This is a genomic window from Sphingobium sp. FG125, assembly GCF_057809795.1.
On sequence record NZ_JBMDKQ010000013.1, the window covers coordinates 26,997 to 51,763 of the forward strand.

Here is a 24,767-nt window from a genome sequence, read left to right on the forward strand (position 1 = left end):
GGTGCCGTCGCGCTCGACGCATCCCCTGCGTCTTCAAGCGCAGCGTCGATCAGCTTGCGCAGGAGCGCTGAGCGACCGCCAGCGGCAGTCGCCTTAGCATCGAAGCGCGCCGCGAGATCATCGGGCAGACGGAGGCCAAAAAACGCCACACCCCATTGCTATTGTTTAACAATGACGGCGCCAAGCCTATCCGGCCCTCACCTAAAACCACTCGTCCTATAGTCTGCTCAAACAGACTCACCCCTCTTCAAGCGACGTATCCAACCCGACTGGCATCGATGGGAAAAAGAATATCTCCGACCGAACCAATTCCCTCCGCCCGCCAAATGAAGACAGCCGCGCCCCTGAAGAAAGGGGCACGGCTGTCAAAATTGTCTGAAAAGCTCGATCGTTTCGACGCGGAGTGAGGGGTGATTGGATGCGCCCCGACCTGCCCCGCCGATGGTTTACTCCATGGCGATCTCGGCAACAGGCGCTTCGACCTCCTGGCCGTCGTCGAACGCCACCCGAACGCGCTCGGGCAGGATCAAACGTCCTGTCCGCCCACCCACCGTCACCCGAACCGCATCGAGCGGCCGAGGCTGCGGCGGCACCTCCGTTTCGAACATCGACCGCAAACCGGCACCGGCACGAACCGGCCGGCTCGGTGCGGCGCGCTCGGCGCCCTGCCCGTCCGAGAGCGCGGGCACATCGCGGAGACGGGCATCCGGCAGAGTCTCGGATGCCTTAAGTCCCGCAATGAACCGGCCGCCCTCGGCCAGGGTCACGTTTTCATCCCCAAGCCGCTCAACATAGGCGCGCACTGCGTCGCCATGAGTACGGGCAGCCCGGTGGAGGTCGTAGAGCAAGCGGATCGGCATCTGATCGATCGCGGCCCGCAGCCAGGGCGCCATGTCGGCACAGGCGGCATAGAGCGATACGAACTGCTTCGATCGGCCGAGCGCGCGGGCGATCTCCGCCTGGGTGACGCCGGCACCCAGCATGCGTTCGATCCCGGTCGCCAGATCATGGGGGGTGAGGCCTGCGCGCTGGTCATTCTCGACAATCTGATCGGCGAGCGTGTCGGCGCGGTTCACCACCGCCATCACGATCGCCGGGATGGTCTCGCGCCCGGCAAGGCGCGATGCCCGAAAGCGCCGCTCGCCGACGCGGATGACGTGAAGGCCGTCGCCATTTTTCGGGGCGACGATGATAGGCTGCAGGACGCCGCGCGCGGCGATCGAGGCAGCAAGATCCTTGAGCTCCGTCTCGTCGAACACGCGCCGCGGATTTTCCGGATCGGCCATGATCCAGTCGAGCGGCAGATCCTCGACGCGCCGCGCGCTATCATGGAGACCGACGAGCAGTCCGAACTCTTCGGCGCGCTGATCGAACTTGCCCATCACGCCGCACTCTGGCGGCGGTCGTCCATCCGGCGAACGATCTCGGCCAGGATCGGCCGAATTTCGTCAGCCGCCGCTTTTGCGCCACTACCGGTTTCGCGCCAGACGGGATGATGCTGTTCGGCCGAATGCTTGTAGGTCGGCCGCGCCTTGATGAAGGCGGGGAACATCAGCTTCTCGCCAACGGCGCGGGCGAGTTTGACCGCATTGTCCATTTCGCGTCGGTCGAAAGGATTGACCATCGAGGGCAACAGCCCGAGAAAATCGACCTTGCGCCCGCCGCGCGCACCCTCCGCTTTTTTGAGCGCGGTGAGCAGCATCTTGGCGCACTCGATCGAATCCTCGGCGACCTGGACCGGCGCGATGACTGCGTCGGCCACCGCCATCGCGCTCAAGGTCAGCTCATCCCATTTGGGACCGGTGTCGATGACGCAATGGTCAAAATGGGCACCCAACGCGGGAAACCGGCCAAGGAAATCGCGCACATCACCGGCTGCCTTGACCATCTGCAGCCGCGGATCGGCGGCGAAGACCGTGATCCCGGGCGCATCGGTAAGGTCGAGCCGCGCCTCGGGATCAAACAGGTCCGCCGAGAACCACCCGGTCCGCTCGCTAGCGAGCCGCCGCGTGGAACTGCCCTGCGGATCAAGGTCGAGAAAGGCGACGCGGTTGCCGCCTTGCTCAGAGAGATACCAGGCGAGGTGGGTGGCGAGAAAGGTCTTGCCGACCCCGCCCTTCAGCAGGCTGACGACAATCGTCTTCATGATCGCCGGACCCTCACGATTCATAGTCGTGGGGACCATCGCGCAGGTTGCGCTCATAATGGTCGCGCGACGACCAGTCGCCGCCCCCGCCGATACCCGGTCCGACATAGCGAAACAGGTAAACGGTGATCGCGAAGCAGACGAACGCGAATACGAACGCATGGTCGGGATGCCGGGAAAAATAGTCGGCCACTGCGGGTCTCCTTGGCATGTTCCAGGGACACCGATCGGTCCCCTGACCGCGCAGCAAGACGCGGCCCCTCATGCCGCGCAGCCTCCCCTCTCGTGCCGGGGAACAAGGTCCAATGGACGTCAGGCGGCACCGCCGACAGTCTGCTCAAGCAGACTTTTCGGCTATCCCCCCGGTCAGGGGGGTGGCCGGGTTCACTCGCCAGAGATGGGAAATCTGGACAGGCCGACCCCGGGCGCAACCGGGTGGCGCAAGGCGATCCGCGCTCGCGGCACCGGCGAATCCTTTCCGTAAAAAGGTGGCCCCGACAGAGTCGGGGCCATGATGGCTCAATATTCGTGGGTGAGAAGCAGCGTCAGCACGCGGATGGTGACATCGGGATCTGTCGGGTCAGGGGATCCATATGTCAGCGCGCGATCATAATAATCGACCTTCCAGTACAGGGCCTCGCCCGCGAACTCGAAGCGACCGAAATCACGCTCCCCATGCGGATCGACGTCGGGACCAAAGGCATCATAGTCGCGCACCGTGCGCAGCAGTTCCGCGCGGCGCTGAAACCCGCGAAACAGGCTGGTATCGCCGATCAAGTCGGCGACCCCGGCGGTCATGACCACTTGGTTGACGCCCGGGTTATGGATGGATCGGCGCAGAGCATCATTGAGCCGCGCGATGGTCGCGATGCGCTGGTCTGCGGATAGGACTTTGTCATTCTGGGGGTCGGCCATGACGTTCGACTTTCCAAGCTGTGTCAGACCCCGCCGATCGGGGCCTTCCGACAGGCGACCGGACCGCCGGGGCATAGCGCGCCCGCGCACCCGACAGGGTCGCAACGGATGTGGAGAAGCCCGGCACCGGGCTTGCGCTGGCAAGTGCCGCGGCGAGGACGCCAAGCCAGGAAGGAACCGTCGATGCGGCGGTCAGAGGGAATAAGGAACGGCATGGCCGACTTTTCAGACGTGCTGCTGGACGCGCGAGCGAGGGCTTCGCTATCCTTCCGATCATGACAGACACCGCCCGGATCATTGCCCTTTGGCCGCGCTGGACATCGAGCGTCGGCGCGATGCAGCAGCTGCAGATTCAGGTTCGTACCCAGTGCCGCCGCTGCGGCGCCCTGATGCGCGCCGACCTTGACGAACTGGTCGCCCGCTATGGCGGGAGTGCGTCGTTGATCGATCGCCAGGAGCGATGCCGCATGGTCGCGTGCGATGGTGCGACCTTCTACCTGGCCGCCCGGCGCTATGGTGGACCGTGGCGCATCCTGGTCGACGATGCGGCGCTCCGCGACGGGCTAAGTCTATGCCCGCCAGCTCATCTTGCGCTTGGTCGACCAGCGCCTTTCAGCGACAGCGCAGCGCTGCTCGTTACCGAGCACTGTTGACTGCGCGACCACGGCAGGGATCGTTGCCCGCATGGGCCGAGACCCGGCACGGGGCTCGGGGCGCAAGCCTAGAGCCCGGTCCGGTGCAGCCGGAGCCGCCAACGTCCTCGCTTCATGCCCAATCTGCGATGCGTACTGCGTCTATTTCACCAACTGGTGGCGCAGGTTTCCAAGAACTGAGCAGAGCTGTTGGCTTTTCCGCCGTATATCAGCGAGCATCTCAAGGCCTTCCGCTTCCTCGACCAGAAGCATGGTGCGTTCAGCCTGCCGCGCACGGATAGAGACCTGACGGTAAACCACGATCCACTTGTCCGTCCGCTCAATCGCAATCTTTGCCACCCCATGCGCCAGAAATGTTCGAAGGCGCTCATGGGCACGAAAAGCCTCAATCGCTTTGAACGCCGCTTTCCCCTCAGCGGCAAAGGCCCCTTCCGTACCAAGGACCGCCGCGATATCGTCGAACCGCTGCCCGGTCAGATGGCGCAGACGGACGGCCGCACCTTTCTCCGGCACCGTACTCAAAGATAGCAAGGTTTCGGTCACGCCAGCCTCGGCCGCGGAGAAACACTGCAGACACGCCCCGCGCCATGCGTTCACATCATGGACCACCCGGCTCCACAATGCGTCATCACTTTGGGATAGAATCTTTGTTTCGGCATTCATCCCAACTTTGTATCGCGCGCATGTTGATAATCGGTTGCTCGAGAGTACAAACAGAGCGCGATGCCCGTCGATGTTTGGCAGAGCCGGGAGCCCTGAGGCTCCCGGCAAGTGTCACGCGAACGGATCATATTCGTTGTTATGCGGATGTCTGCATAATCGCGATTATGACCCCTGGGAGATTATGTAGACCCGCGGGGCATTGCCCATCCGGCCGGGCGTTTGGCCCGGCCGGACTGCACATAATCGAACAAACTGTACTTGCTCGGTCAACGGCATGTAACGCCCCATTTTTGGAGGTTCATGATGACCCGGCGCTTCCCCAAAACCGGACCTTGAAAGATTTGACATCAGGCCCCGTTACTCACTTACCCGATCCAGGTTGCCGTGCTTGAACCGAGTTTCGTTGCTGGCCGGCTCCAGTGCATCCGAGTGCCAGCGATGTTGACCGGTTGAAGCAAACGCCGTGCCGGCCCCCAATCTGTTTGTTCAACAGTGGCGGCGAAGTCTTCATCCATCGACGGCGCAAATCCTGCGTTTGACGGACTGCCTTTGTGATGAGCTAGGAACTTGGCTGTGCGTGCCAGCGACAGCCGCGCACTTGATGGGCCTGAGCCGGTAGTTCTTGCGATCACACCCCGAACTGCGGCGGCCGCCAAGAGATAACCTGTAGCATGATCAAGTGCTTGAACGGGAAGCGAGACCGGAGCGTCCGCGTTGCGCCAATCCATGCCCACAGCTGCGATCCCGGATGAAAACTGTACGAGGCTGTCAAAACCCCGCCGCCGCGCCCAAGGACCGCTATGGCCATAAGCATCAAGGGAAATGTCGATCAGGCCCGGGCGAATGGCCTGTCGCGCCCCGGCACCGAACCCGATTTCTTCGAGTGCGTCGCTGCGATAGCCATGAACCAATATGTCGGCCTTGTTGAGCAACGCACTGAAGGCATTACGCCCAGATGGGGTCTTGAGGTCGAGCCTTGCGCAACGCTTACCCAATGTCACTTCGGGGATGACGCCGGGTTCATCCCATCCGGGTGGATCGATACGCAAGACATCCGCGCCAAATCCAGCAAGAAATCGCGTCGCCACAGGCCCCGCGAGAACGCGGGTGAGATCGAGCACACGCAGCCCCGAAAGCGGGCGAGCGCGAGAAGGCTGCCATTCGCTCGCCATTCCCTTGTTTGGTGTATCCCAGATTATCAATGGCTCTGCCGAAACGGCTTCGCCTTGCGGATGGGCCGCCCATTCTTCGACAGACCGCAAGCGTGCGGCACAGCCACCAGCAGCGACAATCGCATCTTCAAGCTCGCCTGCACGCCAAGTCGCGACAATGTCCGCAACAACCTCGCGCCTTGGTTCGCAACCGAGCACCGACAGCGCCGCTGCGCGGTGATGTGGGGCATTGGTGTGGAGCTTTATCCATCCATCCCGAGCCTTGTAATCGCCCGCTATGGCGTCCCAGGGGTTCGGCATTTCCCACCCCTGAGGCCGAATCGACCAGGCAAACCAAAGCGACGCCGATCTATAGGAGACGGAGACCGGCGGGACGGCCGAGCATAAGCCGACCAATTCGGATACGGCTGCGGCAGCAGCACCTATCGAAGCGGCGGCCAGCTCTGAAACAGGAAAGCAGGATGGCAAGCGATCGTCACTGCTGAAGGCAACGCGCGATGCGTTGCCATCGGGGAGGTCAAGCGCAGCCAAAATGCCGGCGAGCATGGAGTGCGCAATAGTGTCGGACATGGTGCCTCCTCCCGATCAGGTGAGCAGCACTTTTGCCTGATTGTCGATATAATCAATCTTGATATATATAATCAATATGAATGGTTGGATCGATTGCGACACCGCGCTGTCCCGCTTGGGCGTCAAGGCGCAAACACTCTATGCCTATGCGAGCAGGGGCCGCATCCGCGTGCAACCTGATCCCGCCGACAGCCGTAGAAGCCTCTATAACGCGGATGACATCGCCGAAGTCTCGCTTCGCAAGGCTCGCGGCCGGAAGCCGGCAGCGATTGCGGCTAGTTCAATGGACTGGGGAGAACCGGCGCTCCTGACAAGTCTGTCTACCGTCCATCGCGGCAAGCTCTATTATCGCGGGCAGGATGCTATCGAACTGGCTCGCAGTTCGACGCTCGAGGAAACTGCCGCACTCCTTTGGGATGTGCGGAATCCGCCCGTCTTTTCGCCCGATGCCGTCGAAGCGGGCGGGGATGCGTTTTCGGTCCTCGCCGCCCATTCTTCACAAGGCCAGCCCATTTTAGGCTGCAGCGGTGATCACATTGCGCAGGATGCAGCGATGATCATAGGCAGACTGGCATCGATCTGCGGTGCGGCAGATGGTCCGGGTCCGACCCATGAGCGACTTGCTCTTGGCTGGAATTGCGATGCGCAAAGTGCTGAGCGGTTGCGTCAAGCGCTGGTCTCCATGGCCGACCACGACCTCAACGCCTCGACATTCGCCGCTCGCGTCGCCGCATCGACCGGGGCATCGCTGCCCGCCTGCCTGCTTGCCGGATTGTGCACCCTATCCGGTCCGCGGCACGGCGGTGCTGGCGAAGCGTTGCGATACCTTGCCGAAGATGCTCGGCGGCAGGGTGCGGAGAAAGCTGTTCGACAATGGCTAGAGCGCGATCGAATGCTGCCGGGCTTTGGCCACAACCTCTATCCCGATGGCGACCCTCGTGCGGGCCTGATGTTGGCAGGTATCAAGGCGCCGAATGACCTGCGGGCGTTGGCCGCCAGCGTTTTCGACCTTACGGGACTGCTTCCCAATTGTGACTATGCACTTGCGGTGATGGTCGATGCACTGGGATTGCCCAGAGACGCGCCATTCCGCATTTTTCTGATTGGCCGAGCAGTGGGCTGGTGCGCTCACGTTATTGAACAAAATCGGATCGGAACACTGATAAGGCCGCGCGGCCGCTACAACGGTGTTTTGCCGAGTTGAATGACAGTTATGTACAGTCTGTCCGCCAATATCTGACTATCAGCAATCCACCAGACGCTGCCGTTCCCGTCGATCGCACAACGTGACAAGCGTTTATGATGCACGTAATCGCGGCTCCAAAGTCGATCTCTCTTCAATGGGAGATCAAACAATGGCCACACCCCTGACGCTCCAGCTTCGAACCGAAGACCCCACAAATGTCTTTGCGGAAATCCTCCCGCTCTACCGCGAACATCTGCTCGCGGCGCGATATAACGAGCGCCGCCGTCGCTACCTCGCTGCCATAGTCCACTTCGGACAGTGGTTAGCCCGCGAAGAGCATGCGGCGGGCGATGTTGACGAGGCGGTGATCAAGCGCTTTTTGTCGGAACATCTGCCGCGATGCTCGTGCCAGCGGCCGGTGCCGCTCGGGATGATCGAGGTGCGCGCCGCCCTCAACCTTCTCCTCCGAATTCTGCGCGCGCAGGGAATAGCCGCGATGCCGAGCGATGATGAGATCGCACGCGAGTTATCCGGCTTCGATCGCAGGATGGCGGATATATGGGGTTTGTCCCAGGGGACACGCGACCACCGGTGCCGGATCATACGTCGCTTCCTCCGAGCGCAGTTTGGCTGCAGGCCGATCGTGCTCGCGTCGATCAGCGTTGCCGCTATTCGCAGCTTCGTAATCGGCGAGCCCGGCGCAAGCGCGAATACCGTCCGTGTGATGGGCGGCGCGTTGCAGTGCTGGTTTCGTTACCGGGAACTCCTCGGCGACCAGGTCGCCAGTCTGAAGCGAGCGGTGCCACGCCCCGCCTACTGGCGTGATACATCGTTGCCGGAGGTCTTGTCGCACGATGAACTGGTTGAGCTCTTCGCATCGTTCGACATGCCCTGTTCGTCGCCGCGCCGGGGATATGCCATGGCGCGATGTCTGGCTGATCTGGGCCTGAGATGCGGAGAGGTAGCAAGACTTCGTCTCGACGATATCGACTGGCGAGCGGGCACTCTGCATCTCTCGGCCGGCAAGGGAAGACGCGCCGACGTGTTGCCACTTCCCGTGGCCACGGGACAGGCGATTGCCGATTATCTCCTGCATGAGCGTCCGAAAACTACGTGCCGCTCGATCTTCGTGCGGCACGTAGCGCCGCTCGGCGTGCCGATTGGCCGGCTAACGGTACAAAAGGCGATCCGCACCGCTTATCGACGATGCGGCTGGGATCGGACCCGTGTTCATATCCTTCGCCACACCTTGGGAAGCCGACTGGTCAACGCCGGCACGCCGATGAAGCAGATCGCCGACGTGCTGCGTCATCGTAGCATCGTCACTTCGGCGACCTATACTCGCGTCGACGTTGCTCGCTTGGCCGCCGTGGCATTACCGTGGCCAGGAGCCGCGAAATGAGCGGCCGCGGCATCATGCTGTCGCGCGCGGAAGCGTATCTTTCCGAACGGCGCAGCCTCGGCTTCGTGCTTTCGACGGCGAGCAAGTTGACCATGGCGTTCGCGCGGTTCGCTGATGCGAACGGCCACGACGGCGCATTGACCCCCGCCATCGTGTTGCGATGGGCGCGCGAACAAGCGTTGCACGCTGACCCATTTACCTGGGCCGGTCGTGTCAACGTCTTGCGCCCGTTCGCCCGCTTCCTAGCTGAGCACGATCCCACCACCGTGTTCCCGGAAGGCAATCCGTTCGGCCGGGGACACCGCCGGGTCGCGCCACACATCTATACGCCAGCGGAAATCGAGGCACTGCTCAACGCAGCGTCCCGCCTGGCGCCGTTCGGCGGGCTGACGCCAGCAACGTTCACGACATTGTTGGGCTTGCTTGCATCGACAGGCCTGCGGATCTCCGAGGCGCTCCGCCTAACGTGCGGCGACATCGACCCAGATCAAACGCAGCTGATCGTCCGACACTCGAAGTTCGACCGATCGCGCCTTGTGCCCATGCATCCGACCGTTGGCACCGCACTGCGGAGCTATCTGTCAATACGCGCGAAATATGGCGCGATGGATGCGGCGGCTCCCCTGTTCCTCTCCGAATATAGCGGGCGGGCGCTCCGCTACGATACAGCGCGGAATACCTTCTCGAAGGTCGCCTCGGAACTCAGGATCGAAGCGCGGGGCGGTCATCGGTCGATCCGCATCCATGATCTCCGACATACGTTCATCTGTCGCCGACTGATGCTCTGGCAAGAAGAGGGCGGCAATCTTGGCAATGCTATGATGGCGCTCGCCACCTACGTCGGCCACGTCAACATCGGCGAAACCTATTGGTACATGCAGGCCGTGCCCGAACTCATGGCGATAGCCGGCAAGCGGTTCGAAGCGCTTGGCAGCAAAGTTGGGGAGGTTCTCCATGGTTGAGCCATCCGCCCACGCGTCGTTCTCGGCTATCCTGCAACGCTTCTTTGTGGAGCACCTGCGAAAGCATCGTGCCGTCAGCCCGAGCACGGTGGCAGCCTATCGGGACACCTTCCGGCTGCTGCTCGCGTTTGCAGAAGCGACCATCGGCAAGGCGCCAACCCGTCTGATGCTCAGTGATCTCGACGCGGAGATGATCCTTGGCTTCCTTGATCATCTCGAGCGGGAGCGCGGCAACGGCGTGCGTAGCCGCAATGCGCCTCTGGCCGCGATCCGCTCGTTCCTGAAATATGCTGCTCACCAGGATCTGACCGCGCTGGCCACCATCGAGCGCAGCCTGGCCATCCCACAGAAACGATGCGATAAAGCGGTGCTCGGCTTCCTGACCAGGCCGGAGATGGAAGCGATTATCGCCGCTCCGGATCCAATAAGCTGGGTCGGCCAGCGAGATCGAGCGATGTTCACGATGCTCTATAACACTGGAGCGCGCGTGTCTGAGATCATCGATCTCCGCGTGGGCAACGTCGTTCTCGACGTATCCCCGGTCGCGCATCTGCAGGGCAAGGGCCGGAAGCGGCGTAGCACGCCGCTATGGAAACCCACGGCCGCGATCATCCGTCCGTGGATACGCCGGCTCAGCAGAGCTGGTGAGTCCGACTTCCTCTTCCCGAGCAGTTCGGGTGGACGGCTGTCGCGCTCTGCCGTTACACAGCGTCTCGCGCTGGCAGTCGATCAAGCCACGCGTCAGCAGCCGCAGCTTGCCGGGCGACCGATCTCGCCGCACACCATCCGCCACACAACGGCGATGCATTTGTTGCAGGCGGGCGTGGATATTACGGTGATCGCGCTCTGGCTCGGGCACGAGGGCACCGGCACGACGCATATCTACCTGGAGGCAGATCTGGCCATGAAGGAAGAAGCGCTCAGCAGGTTACAGCCGATCGACGCCCCGACATCGCGGTATCGGGCACCGGATCATCTGATGGCCTTCCTTCAGTCGCTTTGATTATGTGTACTCCGGCCGGGCCAGACGCCCGGCCGGATGGGCAATACCCCGCGGGTCTACATAATCTCCCAGGGGTCATAATCGTTGATGACGACCAGGTCGCCGTCAAAGTCGTCGGCGGTGATGACGGCGAACTGGTTGCCGATCCCAATGACCATCGTTGCGATCATGAGGGTCTTGGAGAGGCCGAGTGCATTCAGGCGGGCGATCTTGATGTCGGTGAACATGTCGAGGCTCCTTGAAAGCCGGCGGGTTCATCCCCGCTCGACTGGCGCCCGAAGTGTTCGGAGGGTGGCCGCGATCACTTTTTGCCGCAGGCCAAAAGCCGTAGCGAAGCGACCGGACCCTTTACGGGTTGATCGCATTAGGCCGCGCGCCGGACCAAGGATTGCGCCTCAAAGAGCGGGGTGAAGCTGCCGGCCGGAAGAGGTCATGGCGCCACCGAACGGATATCACCGGTTGCTTGTGCTTGCCTCATGTGAGACATACATCTGCATCAGATGAGACAGAAGCAGCAGATGGCGAGCCAGCCCGTGACGATCGAGACCCTGCTTGGGGTTGCGCCCCGCAAGGGCGACACGCGCCTGGGGCTGAGCTATTCGATCCTCGAAGGTCTGCCGGTCGGCGCGCTCGACCATCTCGCCGACACCGTCGCGCCGGGCGACAGCCGCTTCAAGTTCCGCCTCATTTCCAAGGCGACGCTTGATCGCCGCAAGAAGTCGGCGTCCAAGCGCCTGACCAGCGAGGAAGGCGACAAGCTGGCGCGGATCGCCAAGGTGTTCAGCTTCGCGCTCGATATCTATAAGGATCCCGCCAAGGTCCGCGACTTTCTCGGCCGCGCGCATCCCATGCTCGACAACAAAGCGCCGCTCGACGTGGCGCTGGCGACAGGGCCCGGGGCCGATGTCGTCATCAACCTGCTGGGACGGGCGGCTTACGGCGGCGGGGCGTGAGAACCCAGATCACCGACCGCGTGCTGACCTGCTTCAGGATCGGCGATCCCGATGGCGCGCATCCGATCTATGACAGCGAAGGCGCTCGGCTCTATCCGGGACGGTGGAACACCGCGGCCAGCCCGATCATCTACACGTCAGAACATTATCCGACGGCGATGCTGGAAAAGCTCGCCCACGCGAACACGGTGATGCCGCCCAACCAGCATTATATCCGCATCACCATTCCCAACGGCGTCAGCTATGAAGTCTTCCCGACCGCGAAATTCTCCGGGTGGGACGGCAAGCGCGAAGACATCTGCAAGGCCTTTGGCGAGGCTTGGTTCGCGGCAGGGCGCTCGGCGCTGTTGCTGGTGCCTTCGATCCCGGCACGGGTGGAACGCAACTTCCTGATCAATCCAGCACATCCCGACGCGCAAGCAATCAGCTTCGAACTGCCCGAACCAATCTGGTGGGATGACCGGCTCTACGGCTGATCGCGAAGGGCTTGGCGATCAGCACGCTGTTGGGAACGCTGGGCGATGTCCAGTCATGGCTGGCGTCACCCAAGCAATAATGGATGGGTCGCTGGATCTCGACACTTGATAAATGTTCTTTATTTGTTCTATTCTGTGACCATGCTCCGAGTCGATGAAGATAGCCTAGCCCTCCACCTCGAGGTGTCGCTCGCCACGGCCGAACCGGCCCTCGTCACCGATATTGGGTGTGGCGATACCGTTGCACGACGCCGTGCAACGGCGGAATTGGCGCGACACCTGGCAATGCGGTTGCGCTGCTACGACATCCTCGCCGACGAGCCCGCCACGAGGTCGGATACATTGCCGCTCTTCCCTAAAGCATGACTTACACCCCTTTCCGGGTTGAGCGCTGATGCTCGCTGTATTTCTGCTTGCCGTCGCGGTCGTGCAGGGCGGCCAGTCGTTCACCTGCACACCGATCAGGGTTTGGGACGGCGATGGCCCGATTTGGTGTCGCGAGGGACCACGGATCCGGCTCGCTGGGATAGCGGCGCGGGAGATCGATGGCTCGTGCCGCACGGGACACCCCTGCCCGCGCGCCAGCGGGATTGTCGCGCGCGACATGCTGGTGCGGTTGCTGGGCGGCGCGAAGGGGCGCAGCGCCACAGGCCATATCCTTGTCACAGGTCCAAGACTCCAATGCCGATCGACTGGCAATGCAAAAGGGGATCGCACCGGTGCCTGGTGCGCCGCGCCAGCGATCGGCGATATCAGCTGCGCCATGATTGCGAGCGGCACAGTGCTGCGATGGAGCCGATATGCGGCGGGCCACTGCCGCTGAGAGGACGCGGAAGAGCAATATCCTAGCCGCGCTCGTTCAGATCCATTTCCCGAACTTCCCTCGATCCCGAACCGTGCTGCGGAAAACAGCAAAAAGGCCCGGCGGCGTGAGCCGCCGGGCTTCGCCGGTCTCAGAAGGGAATTTCGTCGTCATCCACTGAGCTGTCATTGCCGCCTTGGTCGCCACTGGCGGGCTTGGCGCGGGTGAGGAAGGTCACCTCGTCGGCGATGATCTCGACGCCGTACCGCTCGATATTCTCGTTGTCGGTCCAGCGGGTGTAGTGGATGCGACCGCGCACCATCACCTTCATCCCCTTGTCGACATATTGCTCGACGGTCTTGCCGACGCCGTTGAAGCAGGTGATCCGGTGCCATTCGGTATCTTCGATCCGGCGGCCATTGTCGTCCTTGACGACCTTGCCGTTGCTGTCTCGCTTGGGCCGCGAAGTCGCGAGGCTGAAGTGGGTGATCTTGGTGCCGCCCTGGGTGGTGCGGGCTTCCGGCGTGGCGCCGACATTGCCGGCGAGGATGACGAGGTTCTGCATGTCGAGGTTCCTTTTTTGGGTGCCAAAGGGACCGTCCCTTCGACTGACCCCCGCAAAAGGCGGGCATGGGCGGTGCTTCCACCGGAGCGCGCAAGCGGCGTAGGGGAACCCCGACACAAGGGGTGGTGCGGGCAGCCGTGGAACACGGCAACTCGGCCCGAAGGGGAGCGGGTTGGAAGCACCGAACGACCGACTTAGGGATCAGGTCAAAAAGAAGGGATGGTGGCTTTGGTTCTATGAACCCAGGAACCGTTGCAGAAGCATTGCCCTATCACCGCAGCAATCTACGCCCGATAGCCCCACCACCGTTGGTCAGCCCATTTTCCAGTTCGACTTGTCGTTCGCAGCGAAGCAGCGGCGGCCCCTACGACAAGAAGACATGATGGCCGTCCGGCGGGTTTAGTCGGAAAACCGTCTCTGGCTTCAATCGAATTGGCAAATCCCTTTCGAGTGGTGCGCGCATGGATGATGTTGCGGGGCCGGTTACGCGATCTGCACCCGGATCACGGCAAGGAGACGGTCGACGCAGAGACAGGCGTCGGTCACATCGAAGGGTGACGCCCCGACCCGGAACAACGCGTCGATCTCGTGGTGACTATAGGCCGGCGAAAGGATCGCTGTGAGATCCGGCAATTCCAGAGGCAGGCCGGACAGGCCTGCTTCCGTCGCAAGCGCCAGGGCCTTTTCGAGGTCATGCCGAATATGGACACGGTTCCAGTCGTCGGCATAGCCCGCCTTCATCAGAAAGGCTTTGAGGCTGAGTTCGATCGCGATGGCCAGCGAATGTGCAGCACTCGCCGGAGCGATCCCGACGCTTGCCGACGCGCAGCGGGCAAAGCCCGTGGCATTCTCCATGAAAATGTCGATCAGCGCCGGATCGACGTCCCCGGCGAAACGCCGCGCAGCGTCATCAAGCGTGGCGGGCGATAGCCCGATCAGCCAGCGCGGTCCTCCGATATTGCGCAGATGGCGCAAATGCGCCGCACCGGGTTCATCGGTGTCGGTGCCGGCCGACCAGCGCAGCAGCAACGCCGCCTTCCAGCAGCGACCATGGCGCTGTCGGAACGCAAGCAAAGCGCGCAGTTCCTCATCATGCAAATCGCGCATCATAATCTCCCTTCTTCGTGGCAAAGCGACGCCCGGTGCAGCGTGAGCGACGCGGATGGCTGGTGGAATCTGAAACGCACGCCCGCTGCCGACACGGCCGACGGGGTTCCAGTGCTATTCAGCGACACCCAAAAGGCCTCGCCGCCCTCCCCTCTTGCCTGCGGGAACTTCGAGAAGACGACCGTGAGCGGAGCGGAAAAGGGGCCGCCGGGAAACCGGCGGCCCGCGCCTTCAGCCCGCACCGCGACGAGCAGCTGAAGGAGGACTTCCCAATGGGCCGCGGCGATCAACGACACGCAGTCCCCGAGCCTTGGCTTCGATGACAAGCCGCTCCGTCACGCCATTGCCCTGGAAGGCGATCACGAAACGCGGTTTGAGCGAGAGCATCTGCTCGTTGCGACGGAAGCCGGCGCGATCGCCGAGTTTGCGATCGAGACCGAACCGCACCTGCTGGATGCCGTTCTGCTCGGCCCATGACGCTGCAAGCCGTTCGATACCCTTCATATCGCCGCCGTGTACGAGATACATGTCGCCGACATGGGCGCGAACCTTGTTGAGGGTGGCCAGCAGGTTATCGGCGAACGTCTTCATATCTTCGTCGTTGGCGAAGGTGAGGCGGCCACCGGCGAACACAATCGGCGTACCCTGCGCGGTGTTGGCGTTCAAAGCCCGCTCGCGGCGCGCCCGCAGGAAGGCATGGCCGTCGACGATCCCGGCGGTGACACCGAGCGAAATGCGGTTGCCGGACGATGGCACCCACGATCTCCCGGTCTCCCGGATATAGTGCGCGGCGGCGACATCGCGCATGATCTCGAAGGCACCAGCGGACTCCTCGACCTTCTTGGCGAGATCGATCTTTTCCTCCAGATTGGCCGTGCTGATTTCGGAGCCGTCCTGTTCGGCGAGGAGAAGGCGGATGTCGTCGGTCAGCCGATCGACCAGCCCGTGTTTCTTGGCGGCGGCGCGGTGGAAGAGGTTCACCAGCCCCCAGCCCAGATCTTCGATGTCGCGCTCGATCGACGTGTTGCTCATCGTCGTGAAGAGATCGCTCCAGATTGCGGTAACGGTCTGCTCCAGCGCCTCGGTTGGTGGCGGCGCCATGCCACTGAGGTCTTCAGCACGGGGTTCGAGGTGCCCTAGCTCCAGTGCCGCGAGTGCGGCTGCAAGCGATGTGGACATGATAGCGAGCCTTTCTGTCTGTGCCGGCGGCCTCTCCGCCGGATGCGCATCCTCCGGGCGCTCGCAAAAGAGGGGCTGGCACCGAGGCACAGCCGAGGGAAACGCGCGAACAAGGGGTGGTGCGGGCAGCCGTGGCACACGGCAACTCGGCCCGCCGTTCGCGGGTTGCCGGCGCCTCGCGGGCGCCCATATGCGGCATCCTCTGGCGGGGAGGTGTCGAGTACAGACCGGCTTCGCTTTGTCCTCAGCCTGCGCCGTCGATCCGGAACGGAGGGTATCTCGAATTCCGCCGCTGCGAGATGCGACAGCACCGGCGCATAACTGCCGAGACCGCGCACCGTTGCCGCCGAGATCAGGATCTCGTCATCGTCCGACGCACTGAAACTCCGAACGGTCGTGCCGTCAAAGATCACCCGCTCGGGGCCGAACGCCCCAGGAGCGCCGCCATCCAGCGGGCGAAAACCAGGGCATGATCGAAACAGAAAGCCTGGATCGCCTCGAACCGGCCCCAGGCGACCTCATGGTCGGCCAGGTACAGGGGAACGCTCGTATCGAGATCGTCCGGATCGAACTCGGTCCCCTCCCAATCCGTGAAGGCGCAATAGCTCGACGGTAGCACTGAAGCCGGGGAGAAGGTCAGGGAACAGCGATCCGCCGATGCGGATCGCGACAGAAGCGCGATCGGCCTGGTTGAACTCCGTCACTGGTGAGGAAGAGGATCAATCCGCAGACCATGCCCGGGAAATGCCACGTGTTCCCAGACTAAGCTGGTTGGTGATTGCCATGTCGGCGTCGAACTGGTGCCGCCAAGACGATCGTCGCTGCGGCCAATCAACCTCTCGATAGCCGACGCACAGGGTACACGCCCAGGTCTCCCTGGACAGGCATAATTGGGACATTTTTGCCATTCCCAAGCGACGCGGGGAACGGCAGCCCTTGTCATGAGCCGACATCCACGGTTGCCTGCCTGGCATCGCAGAACCACAGAAAGTGGGACGATTGCTGACCGGCTCTATTGGCAAGCGACCCAATCGAAGCGGACGGGTCCAACTGGTGCGATCGCGCCGCTATCGATCTGTGCCACCGCTTGCCGTGCCGGCGTAGAACTCGGCCGCCAGCACTGAACGGTCAAAACGGGAAGAATACCTGAATCGCCAGGATCGCAACGGCAAAGGTGATCAGGTTCAGTGGAAGCCCGACACGGACGAAGTCCATGTAGCGGTATCCGCCCATCTGATAGACGATGACGTTCGTCTGGTAGCCGAATGGTGTCGCAAATGCCGCGCTACCCGCCATCATGACCGCGACCAGGAATGGCCGCGCGCTGACCCCCAGGCTTTCCGCCAGCGCCACGGCGATCGGCGTGACCAACACCGCAACGGTCGCGTTGGATAGCAGCTCCGTCAGGATCATGGTCAGTCCGTAAAGGACAATCAGCGCGACCAGCGGGCTAAAATCATGCAGCGAGCCCACGAGCGCGCCGGTCCCGGCGGCGGCAAGGCCACTTTCCTCCATGGCGATACCGATCACGACCATGCCGGCGATCAGGATCAGGATTTGTGGGCGCAGGCCGCCGTAGGCTTCATCCGCGGTAATGACGCGCAACAGGATCAGAAGTACCGCGCCCGCGAATGCCGACGCCGCGATTGGCGCGATGTTAAACGCCGCCGCGGCTATCGCCGCGACAAAAACCGCCCCGGCGATAGCCGCCTTGACCGGCTGAAACGGGCGAGGTTCAGCGAAGAGCTCGGCGTGGCCAATCTGCGCGCCCGGTGCTTCGAAATCCGGGGTGCGCTGCTCGGTCGCTGGATCGGTCAAGCTCCGGCCCATCAGCTTGCCGCTGAACAGAAACAGATAGAGCCCGCCAGCCAGCGCCAAGGGAATGCCGACCGGCGTAATCTCGAACAATCCGAAGCGCGGCTGCCCAGCGATGCGTGCCATGTCGTCGACGAGCAAGTTTGTGGACGTGCCGATTAGCGTACAGCAGCCGGTCAACACGGTAATGTACGACAGCGGCATCAGATAGCGCTTCGGAGGAAGTTTCAGCGCCGTAGCGACGTCGCGGATGACCGGCGCGCCCATCACGACGATCGGTGTGCTGTTGAGGAAGCAGGAGAAGCACCCGATGACGGCGAGCAGCACCCACAGCCCAGCGGCGCCCATCTGCTTGCACATCCGGACCGCCGCCTCGATCGCGCGATCGAGCAGGCCGGAGAGCTCAAGCGCGTAGGCGATGACGAACAGGGAGGCGAGCGCAATGATGGCAGGGCTGGCGAACGCGCCCTGCACTTCGACCGGACGGACGACCCCGGTTATCAGCAGCACCGCCGCGCCTGCCAAGGCGACGACGTCGGAGCGCACCTTGTCCCAGATCAGCGCCGCGACGACCGCCACCAGCACCACCAGCGTCAGGATCTGCTCGCCACTCAACGGCGGACGGCCGATGGCGGTTGTGCAGGATACGTCATGTTCATGGTGAACCCATTGCCGGAACTTGCTATCCTGTGTCCATGAATGAACCCAGCCCGCGTGCTAGTCGTCTCGCCCTGACCGCCGGTATACTCGCGATAATGGTCGTCGGCGGGGGCGGATTTCTGCTAGGGCAGCGTTCCTCGCAGGAACGCCAAACCCCGAAAACTCCGGTCGTAGTCGCGCCCGTACCCAGCCCGTCGCCCACGGTCAGTGCAACTCGCGTGCTGGGTCGTGCTGACATTCTAGCTCTGGCCGCTGAGGCGGCGGATGCCACTGCGCGAGGCGATGCCATGCCGGCGAGCGTTCGAGATTCGGTCGGCAAGCCGTTTACTTTATCGCTGCCCTTCGGGTGCGATGGACCGGCGGACGCCGACAGCAAGACGGCAATGCGCTGGCGGTACGATGATGCGGCTGGAGCGCTGCGCCTGGATGTCTCCCCGATAACGTGGTCGCCGAGCGAATGGTTTGCGGGGGATGCTGCATCGAACGCAGAGACGATCGAAGGCTTCTGGATCGCGCGACCTTGGACCCGCAGCGAAGCATGTCCAGCTTCACAGACACCGGCGGTACCTATGGGAGCCGAGCCCGTTACATTAGCCGGACAGACCGTCGCGATCGGACAAGTCTTCGGTGCGGGGGGCGCACGGCAGGGGCGTCGCGACGGCAAGGCTTATTCGTCCGTACTGCGAATGGAGCGAGCGGAGTTCGATGGCAGGCAGGGCCTGGCTCTGCGCCTGACCGGACGCCTCGGGAGTAGTTCGAATGACCTGCCCGTGGCTTGCCGTCAGCCCGGCGGGGCGGAACAGCGTCCGGTCTGCCTGGTTTTCGTGGTGCTGGATGAACTCGCGATTGCGGATCCATTGACTGACAAGACGCTCGCTACTTGGCCAGCGGGATCGCTCACCGATTGAGTTGATAAACGATGGTGGCGTCTAAGGCTTTGCTTTTCCTTACGCCGGGGTGGGCTGGCGCGTTTCGCGGCGCGCAACGCGCAAGATGCTCCACCCGAGAAGCCCCGCCAGCAACGAGCCCATGAGGATGCCGATCTTCACCTCTTCCTGAAGCAACGCATTATCCGCGAATGCCAACAGGCCGATGAACAGGCTCATCGTAAAACCGATGCCGCACAGGAGCGACACGCCGAGCAGTTGGAGCGTGCTCGCGTCGGCCGGCATGTCAGCCCAGTCTGCACGGATCACGAGGTAGGCGCTGCCGAACACGCCCACCAGCTTGCCCAGAAGCAGCCCCAAGGCGACCCCGAGCGTCAGATGGTCGGCAAGAACTGCCGGCGTCAGCCCGGCGAAGGAGACGCCGGCATTGGCAAATCCAAATATCGGCACGATCAGGAATGTCACCCATCCGTGAAGGCCATGCTCGAGCTTGTGCAGCGGCGAATGCACCATGTCGTCCGGGCGGCCCAAGTCGCGGCGCAGCGGGATGGTAAGGGCAAGCGCGACCCCGGCAATGGTCGCATGCACACCGGATTGCAGGACCAGAAACCACAGCAGGGCGCCCAGCAGCAAATACGGTGCTAGCCGAACGACACCGTACCGGTTCATGCCGATCAGCATGGCTACGACTACGCCTGCAAGGGCGAGATAAAGGATCGACATGTTACTGGTGTAGAATAGGGCAATGATGATCACGGCGCCCAAGTCGTCGATGATCGCAAGTGCCGTCAGGAAGACCTTCAGTGATGTGGGGACACGATCGCCAAGCAGCGACAGGACACCAAGGGCGAATGCGATGTCGGTCGCCGAAGGAATCGCCCAGCCACGTGCGGTGTCCGGGTCTTGGCCGTTGAACGCCAGGAAGATCAGCGCTGGCACGACCATTCCGCCGAGCGCAGACACACCAGGCAGGATGCGTCGGTTCCAGCTCGACAATTGCCCATCGAGTACCTCGCGCTTGATCTCCAGGCCTACCAGCAGAAAGAACACGGCCATCAAGCCGTCATTGATCCAGTGGGACAGGCTCAACGGTCCGACATACGCGTGCAGCGCACCGAAATAAGTTGGCGCTAGGGGCGAGTTGGCTACCAGCAGCGCGAGTGCGGCCGCCGCCATGAGAATCAGACCGCCAGACGTCTGACTCTTGAGAAAGCTGCGTAGCGCGCTTGGCGGCCGTCGGATGTCATTCATCAGCAAATCTTCCGGGCATGGGTCGCGCGCTGGCGGCCCGACCAGCGCTTTCACCTGCCGTCTCCTTCGGAAAAACGACACCCGCATTCTTTATCGCAGTTCATTCCGCAACGCACAACAGTCGCGCGCTCCGGTGCTCACCAATCTATCGCTAGCCCTCGTTCGATTGACCAGTTGCCCCACACGCCGGGAAGGGATAGGGGCCCGCCATTCGCAAGGACCCGGTGAAATTCCGGGTGGCTATTTCGGCCGCCGATCCGCCGGACAACAACACGCACCCACCCCCATGCGCACCAAGTGCGCTCTGTGCCCTGTTGTGGATTACCAATGACATTCGATCTTTTTGCTTACCGTCGCGAGTGGTTTACGAATGCTGCTGCGGCGCGCCGCGACATCCTGGCCGGCATCGTCGTCGCACTCGCGCTCATTCCCGAAGCAATCGGCTTTTCCATCATCGCCGGCGTCGACCCACGGGTCGGTCTTTATGCCTCCGTCGCGATCGCGCTGACGATCGCATTTATTGGCGGGAGGCCGGGCATGATCTCGGCCGCGACGGCGGCGGTCGCCGTCCTCGTCGTGCCGCTCGTGCGCGATCACGGTGTCGAATATCTGTTCGCCGCCACGATCCTGATGGGTCTTATCCAGATCGCAGCTGGCCTGCTACGGCTCGATCTGGTCATGCAGTTCGTCTCGCGGTCGGTCATTACCGGCTTCGTCAACGCGCTCGCCATCCTGATCTTCATGGCTCAGCTACCACAGCTTACAAATGTAGGCTGGGAGACCTACGCCATGGTCGCTGGCGGCCTCGCGATCATTTACGGTTTCCCTCGTATCACCACAGCCATCCCTTCGCCGCTGGTGGCGATCCTCATCTTGAGCGCGATCAGCATCGCTCTCGGTCTGCCGGTCAATACCGTAGGCGACATGGGCAAGCTGCCTGAGGCGCTGCCCAGCTTCGCGCTGCCGCAGGTGCCGCTGACGCTCGATACGCTGCGGATCATTCTGCCGTATTCGCTGACGATGGCAGCGGTCGGACTGCTGGAGTCGCTGCTTACCGCGCAGATCGTCGATGATATGACCGATACCGATAGTAACAAGCGTCAGGAGTGCGCCGGCCAAGGTGGATCAAACATCGTCGCGGCGCTGTTTGGCGGCATGGGTGGCTGCGCGATGATTGGCCAATCGGTTATCAACGTCACGTCCGGCGGACGCAGCAGACTGTCCACCTTCGTCGCTGGCGGGTTTTTGCTTTTCTTGCTTGTCGTGCTCGGCCCCTATGTCGGGCGTGTGCCGATGCCTGCGCTCGTCGCCGTCATGATCATGGTGTCGATCGGCACGTTCAGCTGGAACTCGATCCTGAACCTGCGGCGCCACCCGCTAACATCATCGGTGGTCATGGTAGCGACGGTCGTCGTGGTGGTGGCGACGCACGATCTGTCCTTGGGCGTGCTTGCTGGCGTGCTGCTCTCCGGCATATTCTTTGCTGGCAAGGTCCAGCGCATGTTCTCGGTCAAGCGCACCGTGTCGATCGACAGCATGCAGGCGACCTATCACGTTACCGGCGAGATCTTCTTCGCCTCGGTCGAACGGTTTACGCGCGCGTTTCAGACTGAGGACACTGCGCGGCGAGTGCTGATCGATGTGACCGCAGCGCATTTCTGGGACATCTCCGGCGTCGGCGCACTCGACAAGATCGTCGCGCGCTTGGGACGCGATGGTCGGGACGTCGAGGTAATCGGCTATAACCGGGCAAGCGCCGACATCATCGATCGTTTCGCACTGCATGATAAGACAGGCGTCGAGATGGGGCTGGCACCGCATTAAGCTGATCGGCAGCTCGCTCACATTAGCTGAGTACGCGATTAAGCCAGCGCGGCGCTCGCTAAAGGTGCCGTAACTGCACTTCCGACCGCGCTCCGAGAGCGTGGGCGGCCCTCGGCGTGCTTTAGGATCTACTGAACAACTGGGACGTTCCATTAGAAATCTAGGCGGCATTCCACCGTATAGCTGTCGCGCGACCTAGCGTGATCCTAGGTCAGCTTCTGGGATAATCGATGGTTAGGCGGAACGGCTGAAGTGGGGGCGTAGCTGATCATCCGCTCTGACCGGCCCGATCGGCTTATGTGAGAAGCGGGCGTTCGTGGTGAGTAGATAGGGACGACCGGCTGTGGTCCGACAATAGCCTTCACCCCACGTAAACCGATGTCGCCGAGCGGTCGCTCAGCCTTGCAATTTATCTCCATGAGCGGGCCATGGAGTTGCCCAGGTGGTCATGCCTCCACGCTGGCTTCGTCAGCGATCGTCCTTTCGGTTCTAAGCACAGGATTTGTTTGGCATTCGCCGGGCCATCTGTATCATGTAACAATGTCTCATTCACCTTCACCTCCCCCACCCAATCCGGCAAATGCTCCCAGCGGTCGGTTCTTCGGCGGCATTGGCATCGCTCCGGGCGCCCGCGTGCTTGATGTCGGGTGTGGCAATGGCGACCTGAGTCGCCTCATGGCCCGGATCGCCGGACCTGGGGGCGAAGTCATCGCGATTGACCGCAGCGAACAGGCGCTGGCGGCGGCGCGAGCGATGGAAGGGTTACCGGGCGCCGCCCCCATCCACTATCATGCGATCGATCTCTCGGGCGACCTACCCGACCTGGGCCTGTTCGATGCGATCGTCGGTCGCCGCGTATTGATGTATCTTCCTGATGCCGCCCAGACCCTTGTACGGTTGGCGAGCCTGGCCAAGCCGGGCGCGGTCGTCGCCTTTCAGGAACACGGACGCGCCGGCCTTCCTGCGGGGAATGGCGATCTGGTGCTTCACCGCCAACTCTACGATTGGAACTGGAGCACGGTCGCGGCGGAGGGTGGCGACGTGGGTTTGGCGCTACGCCTTGCCGACATGATGCGGCGTGTCGGCCTCTCCGTGGTGGAGGCCCGAGGAGAAGCGATCTTGCTGGACCCAGAGCAGCCATCGTTCCTGCCCACGTTGACGCAGGCGATGCTGCCCCGGATGGTGGAGCGGGGCGTGGCGACTGCCGAGCAGGTCGATTTGGCCACGCTGCCTCAGCGGATTGAGGATGAGCAGCGAGCCGCCGGAGGCTTGATCGTCTGGGACCTTGCCTTCTTCGTCGCGAGCAGCGCTTGATGCCGTGATAGCGGTGACGTGCTCCTTCAGTATAGGATTGGCCGCTTCGGTCAGCACCGGACGTTTATCGGCCCGCTTGGAGGGGCCGGATTTGGTCGACAGCCGCCAGTACAGTAGGCTCCGCGCTATATCGCCTATCGTCCGAATCGAGGCCTATTGCGTCGGCCAGGCGAATGAGGGTCGCTGATGCTTGTCGAATTGCGCTCGACGCCGTCAGCCAGATTGCGGATCAGGAGAAGGACCGGCCGTAGGCGCCGGGGTCGGGGCAGGCGATCGCCGCGATCATGCTGCTTCACGGATCTGTTCCTGGCCTTCGTCCGACGTGTCGAGGCCAGTTGCGCGGAGCAGAAAGGCGGCCGCCGCTTCGGCTTTTGCCGCAGCCGTCATGATGGCGCGGGAATCCTTTCGCAGCACCGCAAGCCACGAGCCGATATACGCAGCATGATCGTCGATATGGGCGGTCGGGAGGCCAAGATCCGCGCCAAGCAGGGCGGATGTCATCTCGGCGCAAAGCTCTTCGAACGCATAGGCGTTGTCGCCGAATTTCCTGCCGAACTCGCGGTTTAGCCGATCAGGATGGCCGGTCCAATGCCCTGCCTCATGCGCCAACGTCGAAGCGAAATACGCGCGGGTGGAAAACAACGCGACCGGCGGCATCGTGATGCTGTCGGCAACACGGTCGTAGAAGGCGCGATCGCCGCGCTGGTGAACCCTCGCAGGAAGAGCACCGAGAAAGCGCTGTGCGCGATCTGACAGCACGTCGTCGGGGGCGACGGCGCTGACGGCGCAGGGATAAAACTTCTCCGGCAACCCCTCAATCTGATCGGCATTGAAGACGGCGTAGGATCGCAGCACGCGGCGCATTTCGTCCGTGGCATCGCCGGTAACGGGCGACTCCACGGTCTTGCTGTAGGATTTGTAGAAGATGGCGATTTGCGACCGCTCGCCTTCGCGGACCTGGCCGCCCAATGCCTGTGCCTGTTTATACGTCATCCAGGTGCGCGAATGGTAGCCGGCGCCTTCCGCGCAGAGCCACAGCCAGAAGCAATTAATGCCCTTATACGGGTCGCCGGTCGCGCGAAGGGGACGGCCGCCAAGACCAGGTCGCCACGGCTTCACCCAAGGGCGTACGCCGGATTCGAGTTTGTCGATAATCGCGTTTGTGATGGTGTCGGCGGGCGACGGTTTATCGGCGGTCTTTGCCACGGCAAGTTCTCCTGATCTGGAAGAGGTGAGCCCGGACCAGCATCCTCTCCTCAGAA

The 24,767-nt window shown here is 62.5% G+C and carries 24 protein-coding genes and 1 other annotated feature; of the genes, 11 read left to right on the top strand and 13 right to left on the bottom strand.

The genetic code is table 11. The annotated features are described in order from the left end of the window. Window positions 1-446: 446 nt before the first annotated feature. From ACODSR_RS13435 to ACODSR_RS13450, 4 genes are all read right to left on the bottom strand, one after another. On the bottom strand, window positions 447-1,382 hold the full coding sequence (locus ACODSR_RS13435; protein ID WP_066532561.1) for a ParB/RepB/Spo0J family partition protein: 936 nt from the start codon (window positions 1,380-1,382) through the stop codon (window positions 447-449). Beyond that, a complete protein-coding gene (locus ACODSR_RS13440) occupies window positions 1,382-2,146 on the bottom strand; it encodes a ParA family protein (RefSeq protein WP_489056267.1) in 765 nt (254 codons plus the stop codon). The genes ACODSR_RS13435 and ACODSR_RS13440 overlap by 1 nt, the downstream gene beginning before the upstream one ends. Window positions 2,147-2,159: 13 nt before the next feature. Next, window positions 2,160-2,339 carry a hypothetical protein gene (locus tag ACODSR_RS13445; protein WP_066532566.1) on the bottom strand — a complete coding sequence of 60 codons (180 nt, stop codon included), beginning with the start codon at window positions 2,337-2,339 and terminating at the stop codon, window positions 2,160-2,162. Window positions 2,340-2,665: 326 nt separating this feature from the next. Then, window positions 2,666-3,061, bottom strand: a complete 396-nt coding sequence (locus tag ACODSR_RS13450; protein WP_489056268.1) for a DUF3768 domain-containing protein — start codon at window positions 3,059-3,061, stop codon at window positions 2,666-2,668. A 275-nt stretch (window positions 3,062-3,336) separates the two neighbouring features. Between ACODSR_RS13450 and ACODSR_RS13455 the strand changes: the two genes are divergently transcribed. Then, complete coding sequence (locus ACODSR_RS13455) at window positions 3,337-3,714, top strand: hypothetical protein (RefSeq protein ID WP_489056269.1); 378 nt, start codon at window positions 3,337-3,339, stop codon at window positions 3,712-3,714. A gap of 141 nt (window positions 3,715-3,855) precedes the next feature. Here the strand turns inward: ACODSR_RS13455 and ACODSR_RS13460 are convergent, their stop codons facing one another. Continuing rightward, window positions 3,856-4,377, bottom strand: coding sequence for a hypothetical protein (locus tag ACODSR_RS13460; protein WP_489056270.1), 522 nt, complete (start codon window positions 4,375-4,377; stop codon window positions 3,856-3,858). A 365-nt stretch (window positions 4,378-4,742) separates the two neighbouring features. After that, the gene (locus ACODSR_RS13465; protein ID WP_489056271.1) at window positions 4,743-6,119 is read right to left on the bottom strand and encodes a CoA transferase; all 1,377 of its coding nucleotides are present in this window, start codon (window positions 6,117-6,119) and stop codon (window positions 4,743-4,745) included. A gap of 76 nt (window positions 6,120-6,195) precedes the next feature. Between ACODSR_RS13465 and ACODSR_RS13470 the strand changes: the two genes are divergently transcribed. From ACODSR_RS13470 to ACODSR_RS13485, 4 genes are all read left to right on the top strand, one after another. After that, entirely contained in the window at window positions 6,196-7,323 is a 1,128-nt protein-coding gene (locus ACODSR_RS13470) for a citrate synthase (protein ID WP_489056272.1), read from the top strand. Between the two features lie 151 nt (window positions 7,324-7,474). Beyond that, on the top strand, window positions 7,475-8,707 hold the full coding sequence (locus ACODSR_RS13475) for a tyrosine-type recombinase/integrase (RefSeq protein WP_489056273.1): 1,233 nt from the start codon (window positions 7,475-7,477) through the stop codon (window positions 8,705-8,707). Next, complete coding sequence (locus ACODSR_RS13480; RefSeq protein WP_489056274.1) at window positions 8,704-9,669, top strand: tyrosine-type recombinase/integrase; 966 nt, start codon at window positions 8,704-8,706, stop codon at window positions 9,667-9,669. Before ACODSR_RS13475 ends, ACODSR_RS13480 begins: the two co-directional genes overlap by 4 nt. Further along, entirely contained in the window at window positions 9,662-10,672 is a 1,011-nt protein-coding gene (locus ACODSR_RS13485) for a tyrosine-type recombinase/integrase (protein ID WP_489056275.1), read from the top strand. The genes ACODSR_RS13480 and ACODSR_RS13485 overlap by 8 nt, the downstream gene beginning before the upstream one ends. Window positions 10,673-10,728: 56 nt before the next feature. On the opposite strand, the gene ACODSR_RS13490 is transcribed toward ACODSR_RS13485, so the two are convergent. Continuing rightward, window positions 10,729-10,899, bottom strand: a complete 171-nt coding sequence (locus ACODSR_RS13490; RefSeq protein ID WP_489056276.1) for a hypothetical protein — start codon at window positions 10,897-10,899, stop codon at window positions 10,729-10,731. 291 nt (window positions 10,900-11,190) lie between these two features. On the opposite strand from ACODSR_RS13490, the gene ACODSR_RS13495 reads away from it, so the two are divergent. The 3 genes from ACODSR_RS13495 (at window position 11,191) to ACODSR_RS13505 (ending at window position 12,924) form a co-directional block, all read left to right on the top strand. Then, complete coding sequence (locus tag ACODSR_RS13495; protein WP_107125803.1) at window positions 11,191-11,625, top strand: Xre family toxin-antitoxin system antitoxin; 435 nt, start codon at window positions 11,191-11,193, stop codon at window positions 11,623-11,625. Next, window positions 11,622-12,101, top strand: a complete 480-nt coding sequence (locus ACODSR_RS13500) for an RES family NAD+ phosphorylase (protein ID WP_489056277.1) — start codon at window positions 11,622-11,624, stop codon at window positions 12,099-12,101. The genes ACODSR_RS13495 and ACODSR_RS13500 overlap by 4 nt, the downstream gene beginning before the upstream one ends. A gap of 394 nt (window positions 12,102-12,495) precedes the next feature. After that, on the top strand, window positions 12,496-12,924 hold the full coding sequence (locus tag ACODSR_RS13505; RefSeq protein ID WP_489056278.1) for a thermonuclease family protein: 429 nt from the start codon (window positions 12,496-12,498) through the stop codon (window positions 12,922-12,924). Between the two features lie 130 nt (window positions 12,925-13,054). Here the strand turns inward: ACODSR_RS13505 and ACODSR_RS13510 are convergent, their stop codons facing one another. From ACODSR_RS13510 to ACODSR_RS13525, 4 genes are all read right to left on the bottom strand, one after another. Further along, complete coding sequence (locus ACODSR_RS13510) at window positions 13,055-13,468, bottom strand: single-stranded DNA-binding protein (RefSeq protein WP_056769078.1); 414 nt, start codon at window positions 13,466-13,468, stop codon at window positions 13,055-13,057. Between the two features lie 483 nt (window positions 13,469-13,951). Then, window positions 13,952-14,578, bottom strand: coding sequence for a hypothetical protein (locus ACODSR_RS13515; protein WP_489056279.1), 627 nt, complete (start codon window positions 14,576-14,578; stop codon window positions 13,952-13,954). Between the two features lie 228 nt (window positions 14,579-14,806). Beyond that, window positions 14,807-15,754: a DUF2493 domain-containing protein gene (locus tag ACODSR_RS13520; protein WP_489056280.1), complete on the bottom strand. Its 948-nt coding sequence runs from the start codon at window positions 15,752-15,754 to the stop codon at window positions 14,807-14,809. Window positions 15,755-16,882: 1,128 nt separating this feature from the next. Further along, window positions 16,883-18,184 carry an SLC13 family permease gene (locus tag ACODSR_RS13525; RefSeq protein WP_489056282.1) on the bottom strand — a complete coding sequence of 434 codons (1,302 nt, stop codon included), beginning with the start codon at window positions 18,182-18,184 and terminating at the stop codon, window positions 16,883-16,885. Window positions 18,185-18,516: 332 nt separating this feature from the next. On the opposite strand from ACODSR_RS13525, the gene ACODSR_RS13530 reads away from it, so the two are divergent. Continuing rightward, window positions 18,517-19,137, top strand: coding sequence for a hypothetical protein (locus ACODSR_RS13530; RefSeq protein WP_489077239.1), 621 nt, complete (start codon window positions 18,517-18,519; stop codon window positions 19,135-19,137). A 39-nt stretch (window positions 19,138-19,176) separates the two neighbouring features. On the opposite strand, the gene nhaA is transcribed toward ACODSR_RS13530, so the two are convergent. Continuing rightward, window positions 19,177-20,367 (bottom strand): Na+/H+ antiporter NhaA, encoded by a 1,191-nt coding sequence (gene nhaA, locus ACODSR_RS13535; RefSeq protein WP_489056284.1) that lies wholly within the window; start codon window positions 20,365-20,367, stop codon window positions 19,177-19,179. Window positions 20,368-20,581: 214 nt separating this feature from the next. Then, window positions 20,582-20,637, top strand: a sequence feature (sul1 is cis-regulatory element that is thought to sense ions involved in sulfur or methionine metabolism; They are found in Alphaproteobacteria). Window positions 20,638-20,694: 57 nt separating this feature from the next. Between nhaA and ACODSR_RS13540 the strand changes: the two genes are divergently transcribed. Beyond that, entirely contained in the window at window positions 20,695-22,191 is a 1,497-nt protein-coding gene (locus ACODSR_RS13540) for a SulP family inorganic anion transporter (RefSeq protein WP_489056285.1), read from the top strand. Between the two features lie 540 nt (window positions 22,192-22,731). Beyond that, a complete protein-coding gene (locus ACODSR_RS13545) occupies window positions 22,732-23,505 on the top strand; it encodes a methyltransferase domain-containing protein (RefSeq protein WP_489077241.1) in 774 nt (257 codons plus the stop codon). A gap of 282 nt (window positions 23,506-23,787) precedes the next feature. Here the strand turns inward: ACODSR_RS13545 and ACODSR_RS13550 are convergent, their stop codons facing one another. Further along, window positions 23,788-24,711 (bottom strand): ArdC family protein, encoded by a 924-nt coding sequence (locus ACODSR_RS13550; protein ID WP_489055961.1) that lies wholly within the window; start codon window positions 24,709-24,711, stop codon window positions 23,788-23,790. Window positions 24,712-24,767: the final 56 nt, after the last annotated feature.

What these genes read in the sequence shown, in the direction of transcription:
- ACODSR_RS13435 (WP_066532561.1), bottom strand. Translation starts at nt 1,382, where the DNA reads ATGGGCAAGTTCGATCAGCGCGCCGAAGAGTTCGGACTGCTCGTCGGT.
- ACODSR_RS13440 (WP_489056267.1), bottom strand. Translation starts at nt 2,146, where the DNA reads ATGAAGACGATTGTCGTCAGCCTGCTGAAGGGCGGGGTCGGCAAGACC.
- ACODSR_RS13450 (WP_489056268.1), bottom strand. Translation starts at nt 3,061, where the DNA reads ATGGCCGACCCCCAGAATGACAAAGTCCTATCCGCAGACCAGCGCATC.
- ACODSR_RS13455 (WP_489056269.1), top strand. Translation starts at nt 3,337, where the DNA reads ATGACAGACACCGCCCGGATCATTGCCCTTTGGCCGCGCTGGACATCG.
- ACODSR_RS13460 (WP_489056270.1), bottom strand. Translation starts at nt 4,377, where the DNA reads ATGAATGCCGAAACAAAGATTCTATCCCAAAGTGATGACGCATTGTGG.
- ACODSR_RS13465 (WP_489056271.1), bottom strand. Translation starts at nt 6,119, where the DNA reads ATGTCCGACACTATTGCGCACTCCATGCTCGCCGGCATTTTGGCTGCG.
- ACODSR_RS13470 (WP_489056272.1), top strand. Translation starts at nt 6,196, where the DNA reads ATGAATGGTTGGATCGATTGCGACACCGCGCTGTCCCGCTTGGGCGTC.
- ACODSR_RS13475 (WP_489056273.1), top strand. Translation starts at nt 7,475, where the DNA reads ATGGCCACACCCCTGACGCTCCAGCTTCGAACCGAAGACCCCACAAAT.
- ACODSR_RS13480 (WP_489056274.1), top strand. Translation starts at nt 8,704, where the DNA reads ATGAGCGGCCGCGGCATCATGCTGTCGCGCGCGGAAGCGTATCTTTCC.
- ACODSR_RS13485 (WP_489056275.1), top strand. Translation starts at nt 9,662, where the DNA reads ATGGTTGAGCCATCCGCCCACGCGTCGTTCTCGGCTATCCTGCAACGC.
- ACODSR_RS13490 (WP_489056276.1), bottom strand. Translation starts at nt 10,899, where the DNA reads ATGTTCACCGACATCAAGATCGCCCGCCTGAATGCACTCGGCCTCTCC.
- ACODSR_RS13495 (WP_107125803.1), top strand. Translation starts at nt 11,191, where the DNA reads ATGGCGAGCCAGCCCGTGACGATCGAGACCCTGCTTGGGGTTGCGCCC.
- ACODSR_RS13505 (WP_489056278.1), top strand. Translation starts at nt 12,496, where the DNA reads ATGCTCGCTGTATTTCTGCTTGCCGTCGCGGTCGTGCAGGGCGGCCAG.
- ACODSR_RS13510 (WP_056769078.1), bottom strand. Translation starts at nt 13,468, where the DNA reads ATGCAGAACCTCGTCATCCTCGCCGGCAATGTCGGCGCCACGCCGGAA.
- ACODSR_RS13515 (WP_489056279.1), bottom strand. Translation starts at nt 14,578, where the DNA reads ATGATGCGCGATTTGCATGATGAGGAACTGCGCGCTTTGCTTGCGTTC.
- ACODSR_RS13520 (WP_489056280.1), bottom strand. Translation starts at nt 15,754, where the DNA reads ATGTCCACATCGCTTGCAGCCGCACTCGCGGCACTGGAGCTAGGGCAC.
- ACODSR_RS13530 (WP_489077239.1), top strand. Translation starts at nt 18,517, where the DNA reads ATGCCGGCGAGCGTTCGAGATTCGGTCGGCAAGCCGTTTACTTTATCG.
- nhaA (WP_489056284.1), bottom strand. Translation starts at nt 20,367, where the DNA reads ATGAATGACATCCGACGGCCGCCAAGCGCGCTACGCAGCTTTCTCAAG.
- ACODSR_RS13540 (WP_489056285.1), top strand. Translation starts at nt 20,695, where the DNA reads ATGACATTCGATCTTTTTGCTTACCGTCGCGAGTGGTTTACGAATGCT.
- ACODSR_RS13545 (WP_489077241.1), top strand. Translation starts at nt 22,732, where the DNA reads ATGTCTCATTCACCTTCACCTCCCCCACCCAATCCGGCAAATGCTCCC.